Annotated in this window: 15 protein-coding genes; 9 read left to right on the plus strand and 6 right to left on the minus strand. The window is 66.4% G+C overall.

All coding sequences use genetic code 11. From position 1 onward, the window contains the following. Positions 1-188: 188 nt before the first annotated feature. Positions 189-2,234: a glycoside hydrolase family 48 protein gene (locus AACH06_RS24815; protein ID WP_341428483.1), complete on the minus strand. Its 2,046-nt coding sequence runs from the start codon at positions 2,232-2,234 to the stop codon at positions 189-191. Between the two features lie 349 nt (positions 2,235-2,583). Here AACH06_RS24815 and AACH06_RS24820 point away from each other — a divergent pair, with 349 nt between their 5' ends. The 7 genes from AACH06_RS24820 (at position 2,584) to AACH06_RS24850 (ending at position 9,544) form a co-directional block, all read left to right on the plus strand. Further along, positions 2,584-3,591 (plus strand): LacI family DNA-binding transcriptional regulator, encoded by a 1,008-nt coding sequence (locus AACH06_RS24820; protein ID WP_341428484.1) that lies wholly within the window; start codon positions 2,584-2,586, stop codon positions 3,589-3,591. 259 nt (positions 3,592-3,850) lie between these two features. Then, positions 3,851-4,696 carry an SDR family oxidoreductase gene (locus AACH06_RS24825; RefSeq protein WP_341428485.1) on the plus strand — a complete coding sequence of 282 codons (846 nt, stop codon included), beginning with the start codon at positions 3,851-3,853 and terminating at the stop codon, positions 4,694-4,696. Beyond that, entirely contained in the window at positions 4,696-5,181 is a 486-nt protein-coding gene (locus tag AACH06_RS24830; protein WP_341428486.1) for a thioesterase family protein, read from the plus strand. The genes AACH06_RS24825 and AACH06_RS24830 overlap by 1 nt, the downstream gene beginning before the upstream one ends. A gap of 104 nt (positions 5,182-5,285) precedes the next feature. Then, a complete protein-coding gene (locus AACH06_RS24835) occupies positions 5,286-6,260 on the plus strand; it encodes an alpha/beta hydrolase family protein (RefSeq protein ID WP_341428487.1) in 975 nt (324 codons plus the stop codon). Positions 6,261-6,266: 6 nt separating this feature from the next. Beyond that, positions 6,267-7,220: a hypothetical protein gene (locus tag AACH06_RS24840; RefSeq protein WP_341428488.1), complete on the plus strand. Its 954-nt coding sequence runs from the start codon at positions 6,267-6,269 to the stop codon at positions 7,218-7,220. Between the two features lie 211 nt (positions 7,221-7,431). Next, complete coding sequence (locus tag AACH06_RS24845) at positions 7,432-7,740, plus strand: hypothetical protein (RefSeq protein ID WP_341428489.1); 309 nt, start codon at positions 7,432-7,434, stop codon at positions 7,738-7,740. A gap of 229 nt (positions 7,741-7,969) precedes the next feature. Beyond that, positions 7,970-9,544: an N-acetylmuramoyl-L-alanine amidase gene (locus AACH06_RS24850; RefSeq protein ID WP_341428490.1), complete on the plus strand. Its 1,575-nt coding sequence runs from the start codon at positions 7,970-7,972 to the stop codon at positions 9,542-9,544. A gap of 40 nt (positions 9,545-9,584) precedes the next feature. On the opposite strand, the gene AACH06_RS24855 is transcribed toward AACH06_RS24850, so the two are convergent. The 3 genes from AACH06_RS24855 to AACH06_RS24865 all read right to left on the minus strand — a co-directional run bounded on the left by AACH06_RS24855 (position 9,585) and on the right by AACH06_RS24865 (position 12,172). Beyond that, positions 9,585-11,027: an AMP-binding protein gene (locus tag AACH06_RS24855; protein ID WP_341428491.1), complete on the minus strand. Its 1,443-nt coding sequence runs from the start codon at positions 11,025-11,027 to the stop codon at positions 9,585-9,587. Next, positions 11,024-11,635 carry a hypothetical protein gene (locus tag AACH06_RS24860; protein ID WP_341428492.1) on the minus strand — a complete coding sequence of 204 codons (612 nt, stop codon included), beginning with the start codon at positions 11,633-11,635 and terminating at the stop codon, positions 11,024-11,026. Before AACH06_RS24860 ends, AACH06_RS24855 begins: the two co-directional genes overlap by 4 nt. Before the next feature lie 114 nt (positions 11,636-11,749). Beyond that, entirely contained in the window at positions 11,750-12,172 is a 423-nt protein-coding gene (locus tag AACH06_RS24865) for a hypothetical protein (protein ID WP_341428495.1), read from the minus strand. Positions 12,173-12,295: 123 nt separating this feature from the next. On the opposite strand from AACH06_RS24865, the gene AACH06_RS24870 reads away from it, so the two are divergent. Continuing rightward, positions 12,296-13,156 carry a helix-turn-helix domain-containing protein gene (locus AACH06_RS24870; protein WP_341428496.1) on the plus strand — a complete coding sequence of 287 codons (861 nt, stop codon included), beginning with the start codon at positions 12,296-12,298 and terminating at the stop codon, positions 13,154-13,156. Here the strand turns inward: AACH06_RS24870 and AACH06_RS24875 are convergent. Both AACH06_RS24875 and AACH06_RS24880 read right to left on the minus strand, forming a co-directional pair. Then, entirely contained in the window at positions 13,153-14,721 is a 1,569-nt protein-coding gene (locus AACH06_RS24875; RefSeq protein WP_341428497.1) for a cytochrome ubiquinol oxidase subunit I, read from the minus strand. The two genes, AACH06_RS24870 and AACH06_RS24875, sit on opposite strands and share 4 nt — an antisense overlap. Before the next feature lie 721 nt (positions 14,722-15,442). Continuing rightward, the gene (locus AACH06_RS24880) at positions 15,443-16,882 is read right to left on the minus strand and encodes an exo-alpha-sialidase (RefSeq protein ID WP_341428498.1); all 1,440 of its coding nucleotides are present in this window, start codon (positions 16,880-16,882) and stop codon (positions 15,443-15,445) included. 530 nt (positions 16,883-17,412) lie between these two features. Between AACH06_RS24880 and AACH06_RS24885 the strand changes: the two genes are divergently transcribed. Continuing rightward, complete coding sequence (locus AACH06_RS24885; protein WP_341428499.1) at positions 17,413-19,698, plus strand: molybdopterin-dependent oxidoreductase; 2,286 nt, start codon at positions 17,413-17,415, stop codon at positions 19,696-19,698. Positions 19,699-19,705 lie beyond the last annotated feature (7 nt).

The raw sequence follows: 19,705 nt of genomic DNA on the forward strand, positions 1-19,705 counted from the left end.
CCGCAATAAAACCAAGGAGAACACCGGGCGGCCGGTGGGGCGCACGCGCCCGCGACCGGGCCGCCCTCCAAGAGAACTTCGATCAGTGAGGGCCGGCCACCCGATCCCCGGGCAGCCGGCAGTCATCGCTCACGCTGCACGCCTGATGCCGCGACAGCAGCACCAGGGGCAGCGTGTCGCCCGCTGGATCAGGGCGTTTCGATAAGCCGCGCGTAGTCCAGCATCGCCATCGCGGCGTCGGCCTGCGCCCAGAAGCGGTGATAGCGCCACTTGGGTGACTTGCCACCGTTCAGGTAGGCCTGGAGCTTCGGCCAATCCGGGTCTTGCTTGTACTTCGGACGCATGCTCAAGAAGGTGGTGTTCGAATCGATCGTCGCACCTTGCGCGTTGGTCCCCACCCAGCCCGACGGGATGTACACGCCAGTGCCGGTGCCGGCGTCGTACGCATCGTCGAAGCGCAGGTAGTCGTCACGCTTCTCGGCCACCGACAAGCCCATGTCGTCCTTGGCGTTGGTCCACATCGCGTCGAGCAGCTTCTTGGCGAGGGTCTTCGAGGCGGCGTCGTTGGCCTTCACGCCGTAGTAGATCAGCGTGCGAGCCAGCGCGGCGGTGATGCCCACGTCGGCATTGCTCTTCGTCACCTTCACGTGCAGGCTGGCGTTGGCGCCCGGCGAGTTGGGGTTCCAGGTATCCGGCTGGCCCGTCCACTCGAGCGTCGAGGGGATGGTGTAGTTGCCGTTGTCCTTGAACTTGACGTTGGCAGACGCCCACGGGATCCACTTGTCCAGCACCGCCTTCGCCTTGGCATCGCCCGTGGCGTAGTAGTACTCGGCCACCCGGAACATCGACCAGGCCTGGAAGCCGAACCAGGTGTTCGACTCGGGGTCGTGGTAGACCGGCGCCTCTTCATAGAACATGCCGTAGAAGGTCGGCGTGCCATTCGGCGGCGTGGCGTACGAGCCACCCCAGCTGTTGGTCGCGCCGCCGGCGATGCCGCCTTCAGCCGACTGCAGCCAACGGTAGAACTCGATCTGGCGCGTCAGGCTCTTGCCCCAATCGCCCGCACCGGAGGGTGACTTGGGCTTGAAATCGGCCTGGGTCGAGAGCACCCACGCGGCCATCGGGTTCTGGTAGCCGAAGTGGTTGTGGCTGCTGCCGATGCGCCAGGCCCAGCCAGCGTTCGTGTCCGTGGCACCGCCCCACGAGTAGTACCAGCTCAGCAGGTAGTGCTGGTTGTCACGCAGGCCGTTGCCGCCCGTCTGGCCGGTGCCGGCCTGGCAAGAGTACGGGCCGCCCACGCAGTTGCCGATCTTCTTGAAGTACTTGTCGAACATCGAGTAGCGCAGATAGTCGCCCATCTTCGAAGCGCTCTTGACGATGTCGGCGATTTCGGCGGCCTTGCCCTGTTCCTTCGCCCAGATGTTGGCCCAGTACATGGCTTCGACGGCGCGCGCATCGGCATCCGGCGCGTTGGTGTAGCGCCATTGCTTGGAGTAGTTCGCATCGCCCGTGAACAGGCTGAGGAACCCCTGGCTGCCACCGTTGCGGCCCCAGCGGAAGGTATCGCACGAGGGGTGCGGCACCGTTTCCCAGACCGATTCCTGCGCGCCGCGCTGGAAGGTGTTGATGAATGCCGCGCGGGTCACGCCATCGCCGCACTTGCCGTAGCCGTACCAGTTGTCCACATCCATCAGCCAGTGCATGCCGTAGATGTTGCGCGTGCCGTAGGCCGTTTCCAGCTCGGCGGCGATCGGGTCCTGGCCTACCGGGGCGCTGAAGTCCAGCGGCGCGGGGTAGTCCTTCGGCAGCGGGTACTCGCCGGCGTAGGAGGCCGGCTTGGCGGCGTTGTAGAAGCTGTTCGTCGGCTGGTCGCTCACCGACGGGATCATGTACTTCTCCATGTTGGCCCACGCCTTCTTCAGCGGGCCCCAGTCGCCGGTGTAGCGGCCGTGGTAGGCCTCCAGCCAGATCCAGAAGCTGTAGGCCTCGGAGGTGGTCTCGTGGCCGTAGTCGGGCGCCTCGACGATCAGCGTCTCGGGCGAGTGGTAGGGAATGCCCTCTTGGCTGAAGTAGCCGTTGGCAGGGTCTTTGATCTTTTTGTACTGGGTGGCAAAGCGCTTTTCGAAAGCAGTGGCCTGCACATCCACGGCGAGCGCCTGGCCAGCGGCCATGGCGACGAGCGCCGTGGCGACCGCCTGCGTGATGCGGCTCAGCGCACGGGGAGAGTTGTTCATCCGGGGTCTCCTGAAGTTGAAAACGTTGTCAGTTCCAGCTTGGGCGAGGCCATCACGCACCTTCGTGCCTCGCCCTCCTCTTTTTGAGTGGCCGACGCAGCTTGGTCGGCGGCGTGAGTCTATGCAGACCAATCTGAAAACGTTGTCAGTTTTGATGCGGATTCTTGTAACCAAATTTGCATGCCGCAAAGCCCGGTCGGCACCATGTTTTGCCAGGTAACTTCGTTGGCGAGAAACGACGACCACTTCAACCTGCCCCGGTTGAAATCGTTACCATCTGACGCGGCCCCCGATACTCCGCCGCAGCCACCATCCGCCGACGTCCTGGCAACGACTGGAAAACATCGACATGCAGGCAGCGCACTCCGCCATCACCATCCTCGAGGTCGCTCGCCGGGCCGGCGTGTCCCCGAGCACCGTGTCGCGCGTCGTCAATGGCAGCGCTGGTGTCAGCGAGCGCAAGCGGCTCGCCGTCGAGGCCACCATCCGCGAGCTGAACTTCCGCCCCAACCCATCGGCACGCAGCCTGAAAACGGGCACCACGATGTCGATCGGCGTGGTGGTGCAAGACCTGGAAAGCCCCTTCTTCACCCGCATGCTGCGTGGCATTGAAGAAGGCCTGGCCGACAGCGGACACGTGCCCCTCATCGTCAGCGGCCTGTGGAACGCGGAGGAAGAAGAGGTCCGCATCCGCCTGCTGGCCGAGCGGCGCATCGACGGCCTGATCGTGCTCGCCGGCCACCTCAGCGACGAGCAGCTGCGCGACTTCGCCCGCATCCAGCCCGTGGCCGTGGCCGGCCGCCAACTCAGCGGCCCCAACCTCAGCGGGCAATGGGTCAACCAGGACGAAGCGGGCTACCTCGCCACCACCCACCTGATGTCACTGGGTCATCGCCGGGTGGCCTTCATCGCCGGGCCCGACAGCCACGCCGATGCCCAGCACCGCCACGACGGCTACCTGCGCGCCCATCGTGACCATGGCATCGAACCCAACCCGGCCTTGCTGGCCCAAGGCGACTTCACCGAGACGAGCGGCATGCTGGCGATGAACCGGCTGCTCGATTCGCAAGCGCCATTCACGGCCGTCTTCGCCGCCAACGACCAGATGGCCTACGGCGCGCGCGTGGCGCTCTACCGCCGCGGCATCCGCGTGCCGGACGACATCTCGCTCGTCGGTGTCGATGACATGCCGGCCTCGGCCTTCATGACCCCCGCGCTCACCACCGTGCACCAGCCGCTGTACGACATCGGCCGGCATGTCGCGGCCGAACTGCTGCGGCTGATGGGCCGCCCGGCGCCGCATGTGGACGTGCCCGAGGTCCGCCTGATCCTGCGCGAGACGACGCGCCGCCTCTGACGCCGCTCCGCCCCCCTCTCCGATCCCGCCATGGTCGCCCTCGGGTGCGGCGCGTCACGCCGCATCCCCGCAGCTCGCCACCGAGGTGACGTAAAGGCGAGCTGCGTCACCGGATTGACCGACAGGCGCACCACAACGGCTGCCGTCTGACAGGGCCTGACAGGGCCTGAAGCCGCAATTTGCACATGCCGGCCGTATGTCCGACGATCCCAGCCCGTACGATCCCCGGCTGTGGAAGACACGACTCACGGAGACATGTATGACCAGCACTGAACGCAGCCTCAAGGGCAAGACCCTTTTCATCACCGGTGCCTCGCGCGGCATTGGCCTGGCCATCGCCACCCGCGCCGCCCGGGATGGCGCCAACATCGCGCTCATCGCCAAGACCGTCGACCCCAACCCCAAGCTGCCGGGCACCCTGCATACGGCGGCCGAAGAGGTGCGTGCGGCCGGTGGCCAGGCGCTGGTGCTGCAGACGGACATCCGCGATGAAGAGCAGGTGGCGGCTGCGGTGAAGCAGACGGTCGAGCACTTCGGCGGCATCGACATCCTCGTCAACAACGCCAGTGCGATCAGCCTCACGCCCACACCGGCCACGCCGATGAAGCGGTTTGACCTGATGAACGGCGTGAACGCCCGCGGCACGTACTGCTGCACGCAGGCCTGCCTGCCCGCGCTGGCCGCCAGCGCCAAGGCCGGACGCAGCCCCCAGGTGCTCACGCTGTCGCCCCCGTTGAGCATGAAGCCGCACTGGTTCGCCAACCACGTGGCCTACACCATGGCCAAGTACGGCATGAGCATGTGCACCCTCGGCCACGCTGAAGAGTTCAAGCGCCTCGGCATCGCGGTGAACAGCCTCTGGCCGCGCACCGCCATCGCCACCGCCGCGCTGCAGATGATCCCGGGTGTCGACCCCAAGCTGTGCCGCCAACCCGAGATCATGTCGGACGCCGCCTGGTTCATCCTCACCCAGCCCGCGCCGGCGCCCACCGGCCAGTTCTTCATCGACGACGATGTGCTGGCGGCCCAGGGCATCACCGATCTGGACATCTACAGTGTGGTGCCCGGCACGAAGAACTTCCTGCCCGACTTCTTCCTCGACTGATGCCGCCACCCACCGCTCGCCGCAGCGCTGCCGAACAGCAGAAACTCGAAGCCGCCTTCACCGAGCTGTTCGAGCAGCGCATCAGCTTCAACCAGGTGCTGGGGCTGAAGGTCGTCACGCTCGAGCCCGCGCGGCCGACGCTGCGATTCGACATGCGGCCGGAGCTGGTGGGGCACTACCTTTACGGGCGCCTGCACGGCGGCGTGATCTCTGCCGTGCTCGACGCCATGGGCGGCCTGGCCTTGATGGTGGCCATCGCCGAGAAACATGCCGACGAAGCCGCCGACGCCGTGCTGCACCGCTTCGCCCGCATGGGCACCATCGACCTGCGCGTCGACTTCCTCCGCCAGGGCCTCGGCCAATACTTCCTCGCCACCGCCGAAGTCACCCGCCTCGGCGGCCGCGTCGGCTCGACCCAAATGCGTCTGTCCAACGACGAAGGCACGTTGATCGCGACGGCGGCGGCGGCTTACATGATCAGCTGAACCTGGCGCATTTCGTTCAAACTCGCTGCCGTGCACCGGGCGACCCTCACCGAGATTCAGCGCAACTTCCCGCTGGCCACGCGGTCCGACCGCGGTGCCCGACCATGAACGGCATGTCGAGCCTGCTTCAACGAATCGCCCGCTTGCTGCTGCTGTCTGTGATGGCTTGTGGCGCGCCAGTGCTCCTCCATGCCCAGCAGGCTTCCGTGCCGGCCGCCCCATCACTGAGTGCCGCGCGGGGCGCTTTTGTCACCAAGATTGCCATGCCCACGGCCGATGGCCGTCCCGCCACCGTGGCACCCGAATCGATACTCCGGACGCTGAAGTACACGTCGCCCGCCGGAGAGTTGAGCGCCTACCTGACACCTGATCCCCATGACGGCAAGCGCCATCCGGCGATCATCTGGATCACCGGCGGCGATTGCAATTCGATCGGAGACGTCTGGCGAGCCGCCTCCAGCTCGAACGATCAGACGGCGGCCGCCTACCGGCGCGCCGGCATCGTCATGATGTTCCCGTCGCTGCGCGGCGGTAACGCGAACCCTGGCAAGCGCGAGGCGTTCTATGGCGAGACACAGGATATCCTCGCTGCGGCAGACTTCCTGTCGACGGTGCCCTACGTGGATCCCGCGCGGATCCATTTGGGGGGCCACAGCACTGGCGGCACGATGGCGCTGCTGACCGCCGAAGTGACCTCGCGCTTTCGCGCCGTGATTGCCTTCGGCCCGGTCGTCTCCCCCGACATCTACGGCGAAGAGCTGCTGCCAGTGGACTTCTCAAAGCTCGACCCGCGCGAGCTTCAACTGCGCCGCCCGGCCCTGTGGCTCGATTCGATCCGCAGCCCCACGCTGGTCCTCGAAGGAGTGGACCGCGGCAACGGCGAGCACCTGAAGCTGATGAAGAAGCTCAACCGCAATCCACTGGTCACCTTCATCGCCGTGCCCGGCACCGATCACTTCTGCGTCCTCGCGCCGGCCAACGCCTTGCTCGCGCGCAAGATCATCGACGACACCGGCCCGGGCACCGCGATCTCGCTGTCTGCCAAAGAGATCGCCTCGCTGTCGGGCGGATCGCGCTGACTCGTCATGCGCGCCCCTGACCGGACTCCGCAGCCACTGGCGGCAAGCGCGCAATTCGCCTTGCCCAACGCCGCCGGGCAGAACCTGGTCGCTTTCAACGTCGGCCCGGACCGGGTCGCGTACTTCGTCTTCGCGCTGGAAGAACTGGACTACCTGGACGCAGGCTTCGCCAAGGCGACGCACGACCAGCCACAACGCTTTCGCGTCGTGGCAATGCGAGAGGACGATGTCGAGCTGGACATCGAGATCGCCGATGAACCCTTCAACCTGCACCTCGTGCAGCCGCTGGGTGACGGCATCTTGGTGGCGTGTGCGCGCTCGGTCTACCGCGGCCCCGCGGATGTGGATCTGAACGCGAGGCTGTACGACCGCGCGGGCCATCTCCAGCGTGCCTTCTGCATCGGCGACGGGATAGAGAGCATCCAGGCCACGTCGACCGGGGACATCTGGGCAGCGTATTTCGACGAAGGCGTGCTCGGCAACCGCGGTTGGCCCGAGCCACTGGGTTCGAGCGGCCTGGTCGCGTGGGACGACAACGGCGCCAAGCGCTACGAGTTCGAACCATGCGCGGGGCTGAATAGGATCATCGACTGCTACGCGCTCAACGTCGCTTCGCACGACGACGTCTGGCTCTGCTACTACATCGGCTTTCCGCTGGTGCACATGCGCCGACGGCGCGTGCACGCGTTCTACGAGACACCGGTGCGCGGCAGCTCGGCCCTGGCCATCGGGCACCAGCATGTGTTGTTCGCCGGTGACCACGACGACCGGCAAACGCTGCGGCTGCTTCCACTGATCACGGGACGCACCCTGTCGCTTGCAGCAGTCTTTCAGCCCACCGATCGGGACGGTGCGCCCATCGATATCTCTCGCGCAGTGGGACGCGGCGACAGCCTGTTCCTGGTCGACGACAAGAACCTGTACGTGCACGCCATCTCCGACGCCATCGGCTCGCTCTGAAGCCATAGGCGCAACGGTCCATGAGAACACTGATTCAACTGATCGAAACGCATTGGACCAAGCAGTCGCGTGGCGCTCCTGAGGCCATCGCGAGAAATGCCATCCCTGAATTGCTGCGCTTTCCGGTTGTCGAGCAACCGGAACCGGTGCTGCTGCAGCGGATTGCTTTCCATGAACGGAATGCCTTCGCGCCACCGCCCTGCCTGGCTTCATGGTGTTCGCCCCGCACGACACCACCCAGCATCGGCTGACGATTGAGCACCAAGGCGAGGTGGCCGAAGTTTGCTACTTTGGCACCTCGTTCACCCAAAAGACGCCACCGCATGCGACCGACGTGGTGCGGCTGGAGCCAGGCAGTTGGCTGCGAATCGTGGGCAATCGGCGAACGGCGCTCGACGACACCTGGGCGTACGAGAAGTTCGTCTTCAACTTCGTCCACTTGCGGCACAAGGATCCAGACGCTTTGGTGGGCAGCCAGCCGCCGGTCGCCTGCCTCGACCATCAAATTGAGCTTTGGTAGCCTGCGCCGATGGCCATCTGCGATCAGTTCTGATCGACCCTGTTTCAAACTAGCGCAACTTCGGCGTTGACGCTAACGCGCCAATTGCTGAGACTGGGTGTTCGACCCGGCCGAACGGTTGATCGCAAAGGGGGCACGTTCGGAGTAGTTGCGCCGTTGCAGGTACCCGCCGGATCGCCTGCCACGCTCGCCTGTGCCCTTCTGGTTCCAGTACCCAGGAGACAACTACATGGTTCGATTGAAGAACGGCGCCAGCGTGCGCGCGCTGGTGGCATGTGCCGTGGCCACCGTCAGCCTTGGCGGCGTATCGGCAGCCCTCGCCGAAAGCAGTCTCTCAACCCGCACCGCCCAGATGAGCCGGGCGGACATCGAGTCGACGATCTCGCGCGATGTCCAGCGCCGTGTCGATGGCATGCGTCGCATCGAAGGCCAAGGCAAGCATGTCAGCGTCGCCGCCACGCTGAACACCAAGGGCGACGTGCTCACCTTGAACCTGAGCATCGAGTTCCTGCCGAAGTGGTACGGCGCTGAGTTTGAAGACCTGCTGCACGAGCTGGCCACCGCGGCCGAAGATCAATTGCGCGATCGCAGCTCGGTGCGCGCAGTGAAGTTCCTGGTGGGCGGTCGAGACATCTACGACTACTTCCCGGCCGAGCGCCCTGCCGCCCGCCCGTCAGCCCCGTCCAGCCAGGCGCCCGGTGCGGCCACGGTCGTGCTCGGTGCTGGCCACGGCATCTACTACCACTACAAGTTCAAGGATTGGCGCGCCCAGCGCGACCCGAGCAACGGCATCACCGAAGACTTCATCACGCCGAGCTTCACCACCGAGCTGTCGACCTGGCTCGCGGCGCGCAGCAGCGCCACCACGGTGTTCGCGCGCTCACAGGCCACCACGCAGCACGCCCCCAGCAAGCAGGAATGGTGGAAGCTGGGCGCCCGCTACTACCTGGAAGAGACCTACCCCGACAACCCGGAGATCTGGAACTCGCGACCAGACGACACCAGCGCGCTGCGTGAACGCAATGAAGACATCAACAGCCGCCCGCTGTTCGCCAACTTCATCGGTGCCAACACGCTGATCCACATCCACACCAATGCGGGTGACCCCAGCGCCACCGGCGTGCGGGCCTTCTATCACACCGGGCGCTCTGCCGACCAGACGCTGGCGGACAACATGCTCTGCTACATGGGCGAGTTGATCCACGCGAAGGAAGGCTACGAGGAATACACCGTTCCCAAAAACTCGAGCCCGCGAGACAACCTGGGCGAAAACTCGAAGGCGAACATGCCCTCGGTGATCATCGAGGCAGGGTTCCATACCAACGCCTCGGACGCCGCGGCACTGCAGAACCCGGTGTTCCGCACCGCGGCGATGAAGGGTGTTGAGAAGGGCTACCGTCTCACCGGCGAAGGCAAGCCGTGTGAGCTGTTCAAGGTCAACAAGATCGAGAACAGCACCGGCCTGCAAGGTGTGCCGATTCCGGTGAAGGTGCCCTACAAGGGCTACCCCGAATTCGCGGTGACGGCCACCGTCGAGATCACCAGCTGCCCTTCGGGCTGGACGTGCACCGGGGGCTCTGTCACCTACAGCGAGAAGACGCCGTCACCGTTGAAGTACACCTTCACCTGCAACGTCACCTCGCCGATGCCGGCGGCCACCTTCGGCCTGCGCACCACGCTGAAGGACATCGACGACGTGAAGACCAAGCCGGCCGATCACACCGTGACCTGCACGCCTGCCAATCAGAAGGTGGTGCCGGGCGCGCCGGGTGCCAAGCCGACCTTCTCGATCAGCGCCTCGTGAGTTGACGCCCTCATGCCGGGGCAGGCGCCCCAAGCACGCATCAAGGCGCGTGCCCCGGCAGATCGCTCGTGTACTGCCGCAGCTTGTCGTCGGCGCCAAGGCCGACGACCGTCAGCGCCAGCGGCAGGCCGAGCGGCTTGACCAGTGCCTCGCGGAGTCTGGGTGCGATGCCAGCCAGTGGCTCGCGGCCATCCACCCGCAGTTCGAACGCTGCGTCCATGCCCTGGTGCAGCGCGTAGCGCACCAGGTCGAACGGCTTCAAGGCGTGGGTGATCTCGATGTTGTTGACCCACCGGCCATCGGCGCGCTGAAAGCGCACGGGCGATCGGCCCTGCAGATCCCGCAGCACCGGCCCGCACTGCGTGTGTACCAGGCGCGCATGGTCGCCGGTGCGGTAGCGCAACAAGGGCAGGCAGAAGTTGAACCCGCCACTCAACACGATCTCGCCGGGTTCGCCCTCGGGCCGCGGCCGGCCTTGTTCGTCCAGGATCTCCACGTAAAGCCAGGGCTGCAACAAGGCAAAGCCCTGCAGATCTTCGCGGTACACGCCAATCGGGCCGGCTTCGTTCATCGAGTAGATGTCCAACACGGGCGCCTGAAAGCGCGCCTGCAGGCGCTGCCGCAGCCCCTCGGACAGGGCCATCGAGGTGCTCAGCAAGGCCCGGGGCCGGTGCCCCAGCGGCAGGTCGGCCAGCGCGGCGAGTGACACCGGGTCGCCCGAGATCAACTCGGGTGCGCACGCGTCAAGGTACGCCGCCCGGTCGTCCGGGTGGCGCCATTCGTGGGGCATCAGGTTCAGCTTCGCCAGCCCGCACTCTCCCATCAAGGGGTTGACCGACACATAGGTGAAGCAACGCTGCTGGTAGCCCGCCAGGACGATGCCCACCTCGCCCGCGCGGGCGTGGGGCACGATGCCGAACTGCCGCAGCGCGCGGCGGTGGTACGCCAGGTACTCCGCGGCCACCACCGGATGCGAGGGCACGCGCAGCGGGTGGCCGGTGGTGCCCGATGTGGTGAAGCAGATCAGCTCATCGAGCACGAGCGAACGAGGGACGTGGTCTGGCAAACAGGCGCTCAGGTCGTGGCGCCCCATGGGCTCCATGTCGGCCCATGCGGGTGGGCGGCCGCCTTGGCGGCGCCGCGCGGGCAACTCGGCCCAGGCTTTGCGCACGAAGCTGTCCAACCACCGCGGCGGGCCCGGTGGCGGCAACGCCGCGTGTGCCACACGCCATTGCCGCCAGTGGGCCCACGCCAGGTGGGCCGGGCCCAGCCTGTGGCCGCTGAATTGCCGGTAGACGGGCGCATTGGGATGACCTCGCAGCCAGCGCAGCATCTGTCGGCCCGGCGCACCCAGCACCGGGAACCGCCGCCGGTCGAACAGCTCGCGCTCGATCTCGGCCGGCAGCGTGGCACCGCGGCGGCGTTCCCGGTGGTGCCCCTGGTGGCTTCCCGGGTGGCCCACCTCACCCGCCTGCGGCTTCATTCGCGGGTGTACTTGTCAGCCGCCTCCTGGGCCTCATCGCTGTCCAGGCGCTGGATCAACGGCGGCGTCGGCGCGTCGGGCGCGGGGCCGGCGACCGGGTCGGCGACCGAGTCAGAACCGGGCAGCTTGGGCCAAGCCTTGGAGAACGCGATCACGAAGGCAGAGACCGACAACAAGACCAGCAGGCCATTGAGCACGAGGTTCAGGCCCAGCCAGGCTTCGAACATGACCAACAGCACGCCGCCGCACAGCAGCGACCACAGCATCAGTGCGAGGCGCAAGGGGCCGGTGATCCAGCGTGCGGCCAGGCCCACCGCCAGCGCCGACAAGCCCCAAGCCAGCTCCGGTATGCCGGGGGCTACCGCCTGCAGCAGGTAGCCGATCCGCATGGCCAGCGCAGCGATCAACAGGCTCGCCGACAGCCCAGCACAGCGGCGCCAGAGGCTGGGCAGCCGCGGGTTCATGGCCAGGCCGGCGCCCAGCAGCAGCATCAGGCCACCCAGCACGATCACCGCGGGCCACGGCAGCCGCGCCAGGCTCACCAGCGTGCCCACGGCCCAACTGCCCGGGGGGCTAGCCGCAAGGCCCGCGATGGCGCCGGCGCTCACGCTGCCTCCAGCTCGATGGCCATGACGCCGATGGGGCGGCGGCCCCCAGCGGGCCCACCGCTGTCAAACGCGAAAAAGGCGGAGGTCATCCGCCAAGTATCTCCGCGCCGCCGATCAGCTGGCCAGCGCGCCGCGAAGCGACGCGGCGCGGGGTGCACGCTTCATGCCCATCCATTCGAGCTCGGCGATCACGAAGGTGCCCAGGGCCTGCACCGCCAGCAGCCCCACGCCCAGGCCCTGCGGAACATTGAAAGTGCCGAAGGCGGCCAGCGCGCAGTCCACCATCCAGCAGAAGTTCAGGGCCACCACCGCGCCAATGGCGGCGTTGGCTACCACGGTGCGCGACGAGAGCCAGGCGAGCAAGGCGGCCCATGGCAACAGCGCCACGCCGATGGCGGTCATCAGGCCGGGCGGCAGGCCCGTCCAAGCAGCCATCAGTTCAGCGTCGGCCACCATCATCACGGCGGTCAGGCCACTCAGGACAGCGTCGACGCGCAGCACGTTGCGAAGGAAGGGGGTCATGATCAGGCGGGACATGTGGATCTCCTTGGGGTGAATCGGTTGAGTTGAGAAGGTGATGGCATCGTCGACCGCCCAGGTCAGCGCGTCGATGACCTCACAGGTCATGGCCCGCGCGCCGCGCGGCGCTATCGTTGGCGCATGGACGCCGACACCCTCACCCGCCCAGCGCCACCGGCCCACCCCACCGCCCACGCCTCGGTGGGTGAGCTGCTGCGCCACTGGCGCCAGCACCGCCGCTGGAGCCAGCTCGAACTGGCCAACGAAGCCGAGGTCTCGACCCGCCACCTCAGTTGCATGGAAACGGGCCGGTCCCTGCCCAGCCGCGAAATGCTGTTGCGCCTGGCCGAGCGCCTGGGGGTGCCATTGCGCGAGCGCAATCGCCTGCTCACCGCCGCGGGCTATGCACCGATGTACCGAGAGCGGCCGCTGGCGGACCCGGCCATGCAGCCGGCCCTGGCGGCGGTGCAGCGGGTGCTTCATGCGCACGATCCCTACCCGGCATTGGCTGTTGATCGCCACTGGAACCTGGTGGCCCACAACCGCGCAGCAGGCGCCTTCATGGTGGGTTTGCCCGACGAGCTTCTGGCGCCGCCTCTGAACGTGCTGCGGGTCTCGCTGCACCCGAACGGGCTGGCGCCTCGCATCGCCAACTTCGCCGCGTGGCGCGATCACCTGTTCGAACGCCTCGCCCATCAGGTTCAGGCCAGCGCCGACGCCGATCTGGCTGCACTGGCCGATGAGCTGCGCGCCCTGCCCCTGCCCCCCGGCACCGCCGCCGGCTGTGAAGCGCCGGCGGGCCCGCGCGGCAGCGTCGAGCTGGCCGTGCCGCTGCAGTTGCACTCACCGGCCGGGCTGCTCAGCTTCATCAGCACGATCACCGTGTTCGGCACTCCGGTGGAGGTGACGCTCTCCGAGCTGGCCATCGAGGCCTTCTTCCCGGCCGACGAATTCACGGGCCGGGCGCTGGCTCGAATGGCGGCAGCCGAAGCCTCTGACTAGGTGCGCGGCTCGACTGAACCAGTGCCGGCCAGGCCGAGGCGGCGTGCGGCAGATTTCGTCGGTCGAAGTCTGTCGCGGATGACATGGCTGCCCTTTTTCCGTCCGGCGGGGCCCAAGTGCCAGATCGACGCTGCGGCGGCACCGAACAGCAGCGTGAGTTCGGCCACCGCGACGATCATGGTCGTCCATGCGACGAATCCGTGGTGGGCAGAAGGCAGCCCCCCGGCCATCGCCGTAGGCAACTTGCCGTAGATGGTCCAGGGCTGCCTGCCGATCTCGGCCACCGCCCAACCACAAAGAATTGCGATCCAAGGCAGCGGGCTGAGCGCCACCAACAACACCGACAACGTCGGTGCCCGACCTTCGCACAGACGCCTGCGAAACCAGACGGCCAAGGCGCAGAGCACCAGGCATGCAACACCCGATGCCACCATCACGCGGAAGAGCACGAACAGTACTGAAACGGGAGGTCGCGCTGCATCTGCAACGGCAGCCACCTGCTCTTCACGGGACAGCCGCGCCCACCGGCTGCCCATTCGCGCCGCGACAACTTCCTCCAGGTTTGCCAAGCCCGAGAACTGCGGATCGACGACACCATTCACCGACGGCGGAGCGATCCCGATCAGCCTGTCACGCAGGTCCAGCACACCTGGCGAAGGTGCCAGAGAGCCGTCGCGCAGCAGGCTTCCGAGCGTCGGAATCTCCAGCACGTTGAGGTTCCGCGCTTCACCTTCCATCGGTCGCGCCCACAAGATGAGTGGGCTCGGGTTCGAGGTGGACCGCCAGTGCCCCTCGATCGCCGCGAACTTCATCGGCTGGAGATGCGCGACGTGCGCGGCACCCGTGTGCCCGCTCCACAGCGTGGACACCGATCCTGCCAACCCCAGCCAAACGGCCACGCCGATTGACGCCCGCGCGACGGACCGGTGGCGATGAGAAAGCGTCCATAGTCCCGCGACAGCGAACACGAAGAATGAACCACAGACCATCGCCGCCGAGATGGTGTGCCAAGCCTTGTTCAGGGTGACCGGGTGCACCAGCAGCATCGCCAGCCTCTCGGACACGGGCCTCTGATCAGCATCGTGCGGCAAGACGGCCGGCACCTGCATCCACGCATTGACGGACAAGATGCACATCGACTGAGTCGTCACGATCCCGAGCAGCAACCAGCAGCAGGCGGCGCGTGCGCGCGGATCAAGCCAGCGACCTGCGAACGTGTTGACGAGAACCAAAGCGATCATCGGCCACAACAGAAACGACTCCACCTTCATGACAGCCTCAAGGACCGGGGCCGCCTGCGTCATGAACGTGATCCAGTAAGTGGTCAGTTGCATCCTGAGCGGGTATCCCGTCAACATCCCCAGGAGCCACGCCAGAACGAAATACTTGCTCCAGTACGCCGCCGCCGCTTCATGGGATCGATCATGCTGGGTCGCATGCACGGTTCGCAAGACAGTGACTTGCGCCAGCAAACCTATCGACAACGGAACAAACAGGAAGTGAAAGCCGGCACTCAGCCCGAACATCCACCGGGCCGTCAGGTTGAGGAACTCTTCAGCAGTCATAGGCAGACTTCTCATGGGCGACCCAGGACGGCCAATCTGCGGCCGTCATCGCTGCGGTCACCACGGTTTCAATCAGACGCGAATCTCTCGTCCGCCAGACTGGGCACCCCTTTGCCGATCAACGGCCCGGGGCTTCGAAACGGCGCAGGATCCCGATGAAGATCGAGACGCGCGCACATCTCTTGAGTTGAACGAGCCGACGCAAGAGGCCCGAGAGGTGGCGCCCTCAGGGCTCTTGCCCGACCGCACCCGCCTCAACGGCACCGGCGGATTACAGAGCACCTTCCCGGTATTCGACCCGCTGCGCCTACACACGCATTCAGCAGCGCCTGGCCGAACCGAAAGGTCGGCATTCGACGCGAATACGGCGCTTCGCTCAAGTCAAAAGAATCGCCAACAGGCATTCAAATAACTCATGGCAGCCGGGGTCGGGCCTCTTCTGATCGCTGTCCGGCTTGTGAGGCCGTCGTGAACCGACCGGCGCCGGCCACGTCAACGCGCGCGTTGGGCCCTCTACGGGCTGCGCTGGACCGCTGTCATCTGCGGCGCGGGTCAAGGACAGCCCGGGAGGCCGTTCGACCGACAGAGAGTTGCAGGGTCACCGCCAGCATCGACGGCGACGCACTCATGCGATGAAGCGGAAGGGGGGCTGCCATCGTTCATCGGCCCTGCGTCACGGGCCGCCCGGACGCCGCCGGGCCTGGCAGCCCCCGTTCTCAGGTCACTGGAAAACAGGCAGCGTGCCGCGACGTGGCATCGCAGGGCCAGGCGACGAAAGAACCGGGTCATCCACAACACGTGCGGGGTGCTTCTGTTGTGCTGACACCTTGGTTCGGCTGGCGTACATGGCCTGGTCGAACTTCGATCCGCTCTTCGCCTTTCCCACGCCATACACGGAGACAGCCTTGGCACCCGCGAACGATGTGGAGATGTAGTCCCCCACCATGGAGCCCTGGCTCGTGTCAGCGATGTCTGTCAGCTTCATCGGGCCTGCGAGCGTGACTGGCGCCGTCCACGTTTGCCCGCCATCTACCGAAGAAACAAAACCCACAGAAAGCTGGCAAGTGGCGATCGTGCAGTTGGCGTTGGGATAGAAGTAATAGGTCAGGCCCAGCCTGGCGGTGTTGCCGGAACTGCCTTTGTCCACGGCGATGCCAGGAATGAAGTGATCAACGGTGCTTGAGGTGGGGTCAATCGGTATACGAACGGGCTTTGTCCAGCTCGTGCCATCGGTCGACGTGCTCATCACGATGTCGTTCGACGCGCAGCCCGAGCGGAAGCGGCAGTCTTGCCAGACCACGTACACCTTGCCTGCACCGTCCACTTCGGCCGATGGGAGCGTTTCGGTGCGGAGTTCGCCCGCGACTTCATGGTCGTTGATATTCGCTACCACCACGGTTGATTCCCACGTCGCGCCACCATTGGTGGAGCGGTACGAAAGGATCTGCCCGCTCAAGCCCAGCAACGGCACGACGACGTTGCCGTTCGGTTGGGTCACCGGCTGGCCTCCCAAACCGTGGGCGTTGTCTGCGGTCGTCTTCTTGCTGCCCCAGGTTTTGCCGCCATCCGAGGAGGTGCTGCTCAGCAGCAGATCGTTGCCGGTGACGTCGTCCCATGTCGTGTAGCAATTGCCATAGTGCGGACTGGACTCGACGTTGTCGCACACGATCCAGTTCTTGTCATAGAAGCCGTTGGTCGTCGATACGGTGACGGGATCACTCCACGTGAGCCCGCCATCGGTCGAACGGCTCGTCAGGACCGCCTTGCCAGACCCGTCTTTGATCGCCAAAGAAGAGACCATCCAGACCTTGTGCTTCGCGTCGTAAGACACCGTCGGGTCGGAAACGCGGTCGTAGCTTCCAGCGGGTGTGCTGTTGACGGTGATGGCCGGCAAGAAGCCGCGCTTCCAGGTCTTGCCCTTGTCTTGCGACGTCGAGAATCCAATGTTGGTCGAGCCGCCATCGAAGAATCGACCTGTCTGAAACACCGCCACCACGGTAGAGCCGAACGCGAAAGTGTCTGGCTCGACTTGCGTGGCGTGTTGAGCGTCCGGATTGGCATAGGGATCACCGCTGATCACCTTGCTCCCCGCGGCCTGAACGCATGTCGCACTGAGCACTGTCAACATGGAAGAGAGTACGACCCGTGTGGTGGCATGCATCCTTGTCTCCTGGCATCTGGTTTGAAAGGTGTTTGGAGCGTAAGCACGCACCGAGCGCCGTGCAACGGAGCATCGTCACCAACGATCAACCCCCGGGATCGAGAGCTCTCAGGGCGTCTTTCCGCAAGACATCGATCGTGGCGCTATCAGCTTGCTCTTCACGTAGTCGCCAACTGGGTACGCCCATGCGCATGCATTGGTTCCAAGCGGCCATCGGTCAAGAAGCATCCACGCCAGCGACACCCACCCTCGCTTGGCGTCGCTCGTTCGGCACCATCGATCGTGATCCGTTGAACCGTGCTCAGAGCGGCCAAACCAGACACCCGTGCCCCATTCAATCTGCCACTGCGGTTTGACAGGTTGAGGCAGCGTGATGACCTCTGTCAGGGGCCGACGCCGCGCCTCAGCCCCAGAGCCCAGGCTAGCGGAAACCCTGAGTGACACCCCAGCCGTCGCCCGCGTGACGGACATTCACGGGTGCAGCTGCGATAACGACAGCCCCGCCGAACTCGCCGACGCAGGAGACCACGATGACCGCACCCACCCCCTCCACATCGCCCGCTGCAGTGACCGGCGCTGAAACCCGCTACCGCATCTGCCCGCTGTGCGAGGCCTGCTGCGGCCTGGACGTGCAGGTGGCCGATGGCCGTGTGATCGCGATCCGCGGGCGAGCCGACGACGTGTTCTCGCACGGCTACATCTGCCCCAAGGGCTACGCCCTGAAAGACCTGCACGAAGACCCCGACCGGCTTCGCCAGCCCCTGGTGCGCCGCGAGGGCCAACTGCAGCCGGCCACGTGGGACGAGGCCTTCGAAGAGATCGAGCGTCGCCTGCTGCCCATCATCGAGCAGCATGGGCGCGACGCGGTCGCGCTGAGCGTGGGCAACCCCACGGCGCACAAGCTCGGGCTGTTGCTGTATTTCGCCAGGCTGGCCCGGGCGGTGGGCTCGAAGAATGTGTTCTCCGCCTCGACGCTCGACCAGATGCCCAAGCAACTGGCCTCGGGCTGGATGTACGGCAGCTGGCTGTCGGTCGCGGTGCCAGACATCGAGCGCAGCGACTTCATGCTCATCATCGGCGCCAACCCGATGGCCAGCAACGGCAGCCTGTGGACAGTGCCCGATTTCCGGGGCAAGGCCAAGGCGCTGCGCGCCCGCGGTGGCCGCCTGGTGGTGATCGACCCGCGCCGCACGGAAACCGCCGCGGTGGCCGATGCCCACCACCCCATCCGGCCAGGCGCTGATGTGTTCCTGCTCGCGGCGATGGTGCACACCGTGTTCGCCGAGGGCCTGGCCCGCCTGGGCCGCCTCGCGGAGTGGACCGTGGGGGTGGACGAGGTGCGCGCCGCGGTGGCCGAGTTCCCGCCCGAAGCGGTGGCGGCACGCTGCGGCATCCCGGCCGACACCATCCGCGCCCTCGCCCGCGAGCTGGCTACCACCGAGCGGGCCTGCGTCTACGCGCGCATTGGCACGTGCACGCAAGAGTTCGGCACGCTCTCTTCGTGGCTGGTGGACGTGCTGAACCTGATCACCGGCCACCTCGATGAGCCGGGCGGCGCGATGTTTCCGCACGCGGCGGCCTTCGCCCCCAACACCCAGGGTGCGCCGGGCGTGGGGCGCGGTATCGTGACAGGCCGGCACTCCAGCCGCGTGAGCGGGGCCCCCGAGGTGATGGGGGAACTGCCCATCACCGTGATGGCTGAAGAAATCGAGACGCCCGGCCCAGGGCAGATTCGCGCCCTGATCACGCTGGCCTGCAACCCGGTGTTGTCAGCGCCGGGCGGGCCGCGGCTGGCCCGTGCGCTCGACACGCTCGACTTCATGGTCAGCTTCGACATCTACCTGAACGAGACATCTCGCCACGCCGATGTGGTGCTTCCGGGCATGTCGCCCCTGGAAGACGAGCACTACGACGCCACGTTCCCGCAGTTCTCCTTCCGCAACCATGCACGCTACAGCGAGCCGGTGTTCCCGCCCACGCCGGGCCACCCGCCCGAATGGCAGAACCTGCTGCGCCTGAACGCCATCGTTCGCGGGCTGGGCGCCCGTGCCGATGTGCTGGCGCTGGATGACCAGTTGCTGGAGCAGGATGTCACCCGCCTCGCCGGCGCGCAGGCGCCTGCCGTGCTGGCGGCCCTGGCGGCCAGCGGCCGGCGCGGGCCCGATCGCCTGCTCGACCTGGCGCTTCGCACGGGCCCGCATGGCGACCTCTTCGGGTTGAAGCCCAGCGGCCTGAACCTGGACAAGGTGAAGGCTGCACCCGCCGGCATCGATTTGGGCCCTCTCGCCCCCCGGGTGCCCGAGATGCTGCGCACCCCCAGTGGCCGCATCGAGCTGGCACCGGCCGCCTGCCTGCAGGACATGGCCCGCGCCCGCGCGCGCCTGGCCGAACCGGCGCCCGAACTGGTCATCATCGGCCGGCGCGAGGTACGCAGCAACAACAGCTGGATGCACAACCTGCCGACGCTCGCCAAGGGCCCCGAGCGCTGCACCCTGATGATCCACCCCGACGACGCCCGCCGGCTCGGCCTGGCCGAAGGCGCCCTGGCCCGCATCCGTGCAGCGGCACCACCCGCCCAACGAGCCGGCGACGCGGTGGAAGGCGTGACGGCACCTGTGGCCATCACCACCGATGTGATGCCGGGGGTGGTGAGCTTGCCCCACGGCTGGGGGCACGATCTGCCGGACACCCGACTGCGTGTGGCAGCCGAGCGCCCAGGCGCCAACCTGAACGCGGTGCTGGACGAGCGTTTGCGCGACCCGCTGTCCGGCAACGCCGTGCTCTCGGGGGTGGCGGTGACCGTCACCCCCGCGTGAGGACCGT

Source organism: Ideonella lacteola (genome assembly GCF_038066555.1).
Classification (GTDB): Bacteria; Pseudomonadota; Gammaproteobacteria; order Burkholderiales; family Burkholderiaceae_C; genus Ideonella; species Ideonella lacteola.

Bases quoted from the DNA above. Each gene is read 5' to 3' on its own strand.
- AACH06_RS24820 (WP_341428484.1), top strand. From the start codon at position 2,584: ATGCAGGCAGCGCACTCCGCCATCACCATCCTCGAGGTCGCTCGCCGG.
- AACH06_RS24855 (WP_341428491.1), bottom strand. From the start codon at position 11,027: ATGAAGCCGCAGGCGGGTGAGGTGGGCCACCCGGGAAGCCACCAGGGG.
- AACH06_RS24845 (WP_341428489.1), top strand. From the start codon at position 7,432: ATGGTGTTCGCCCCGCACGACACCACCCAGCATCGGCTGACGATTGAG.
- AACH06_RS24850 (WP_341428490.1), top strand. From the start codon at position 7,970: ATGGTTCGATTGAAGAACGGCGCCAGCGTGCGCGCGCTGGTGGCATGT.
- AACH06_RS24865 (WP_341428495.1), bottom strand. From the start codon at position 12,172: ATGTCCCGCCTGATCATGACCCCCTTCCTTCGCAACGTGCTGCGCGTC.
- AACH06_RS24835 (WP_341428487.1), top strand. From the start codon at position 5,286: ATGAACGGCATGTCGAGCCTGCTTCAACGAATCGCCCGCTTGCTGCTG.
- AACH06_RS24880 (WP_341428498.1), bottom strand. From the start codon at position 16,882: ATGCATGCCACCACACGGGTCGTACTCTCTTCCATGTTGACAGTGCTC.
- AACH06_RS24875 (WP_341428497.1), bottom strand. From the start codon at position 14,721: ATGACTGCTGAAGAGTTCCTCAACCTGACGGCCCGGTGGATGTTCGGG.
- AACH06_RS24840 (WP_341428488.1), top strand. From the start codon at position 6,267: ATGCGCGCCCCTGACCGGACTCCGCAGCCACTGGCGGCAAGCGCGCAA.
- AACH06_RS24830 (WP_341428486.1), top strand. From the start codon at position 4,696: ATGCCGCCACCCACCGCTCGCCGCAGCGCTGCCGAACAGCAGAAACTC.
- AACH06_RS24815 (WP_341428483.1), bottom strand. From the start codon at position 2,234: ATGAACAACTCTCCCCGTGCGCTGAGCCGCATCACGCAGGCGGTCGCC.
- AACH06_RS24825 (WP_341428485.1), top strand. From the start codon at position 3,851: ATGACCAGCACTGAACGCAGCCTCAAGGGCAAGACCCTTTTCATCACC.
- AACH06_RS24885 (WP_341428499.1), top strand. From the start codon at position 17,413: ATGACCGCACCCACCCCCTCCACATCGCCCGCTGCAGTGACCGGCGCT.
- AACH06_RS24870 (WP_341428496.1), top strand. From the start codon at position 12,296: ATGGACGCCGACACCCTCACCCGCCCAGCGCCACCGGCCCACCCCACC.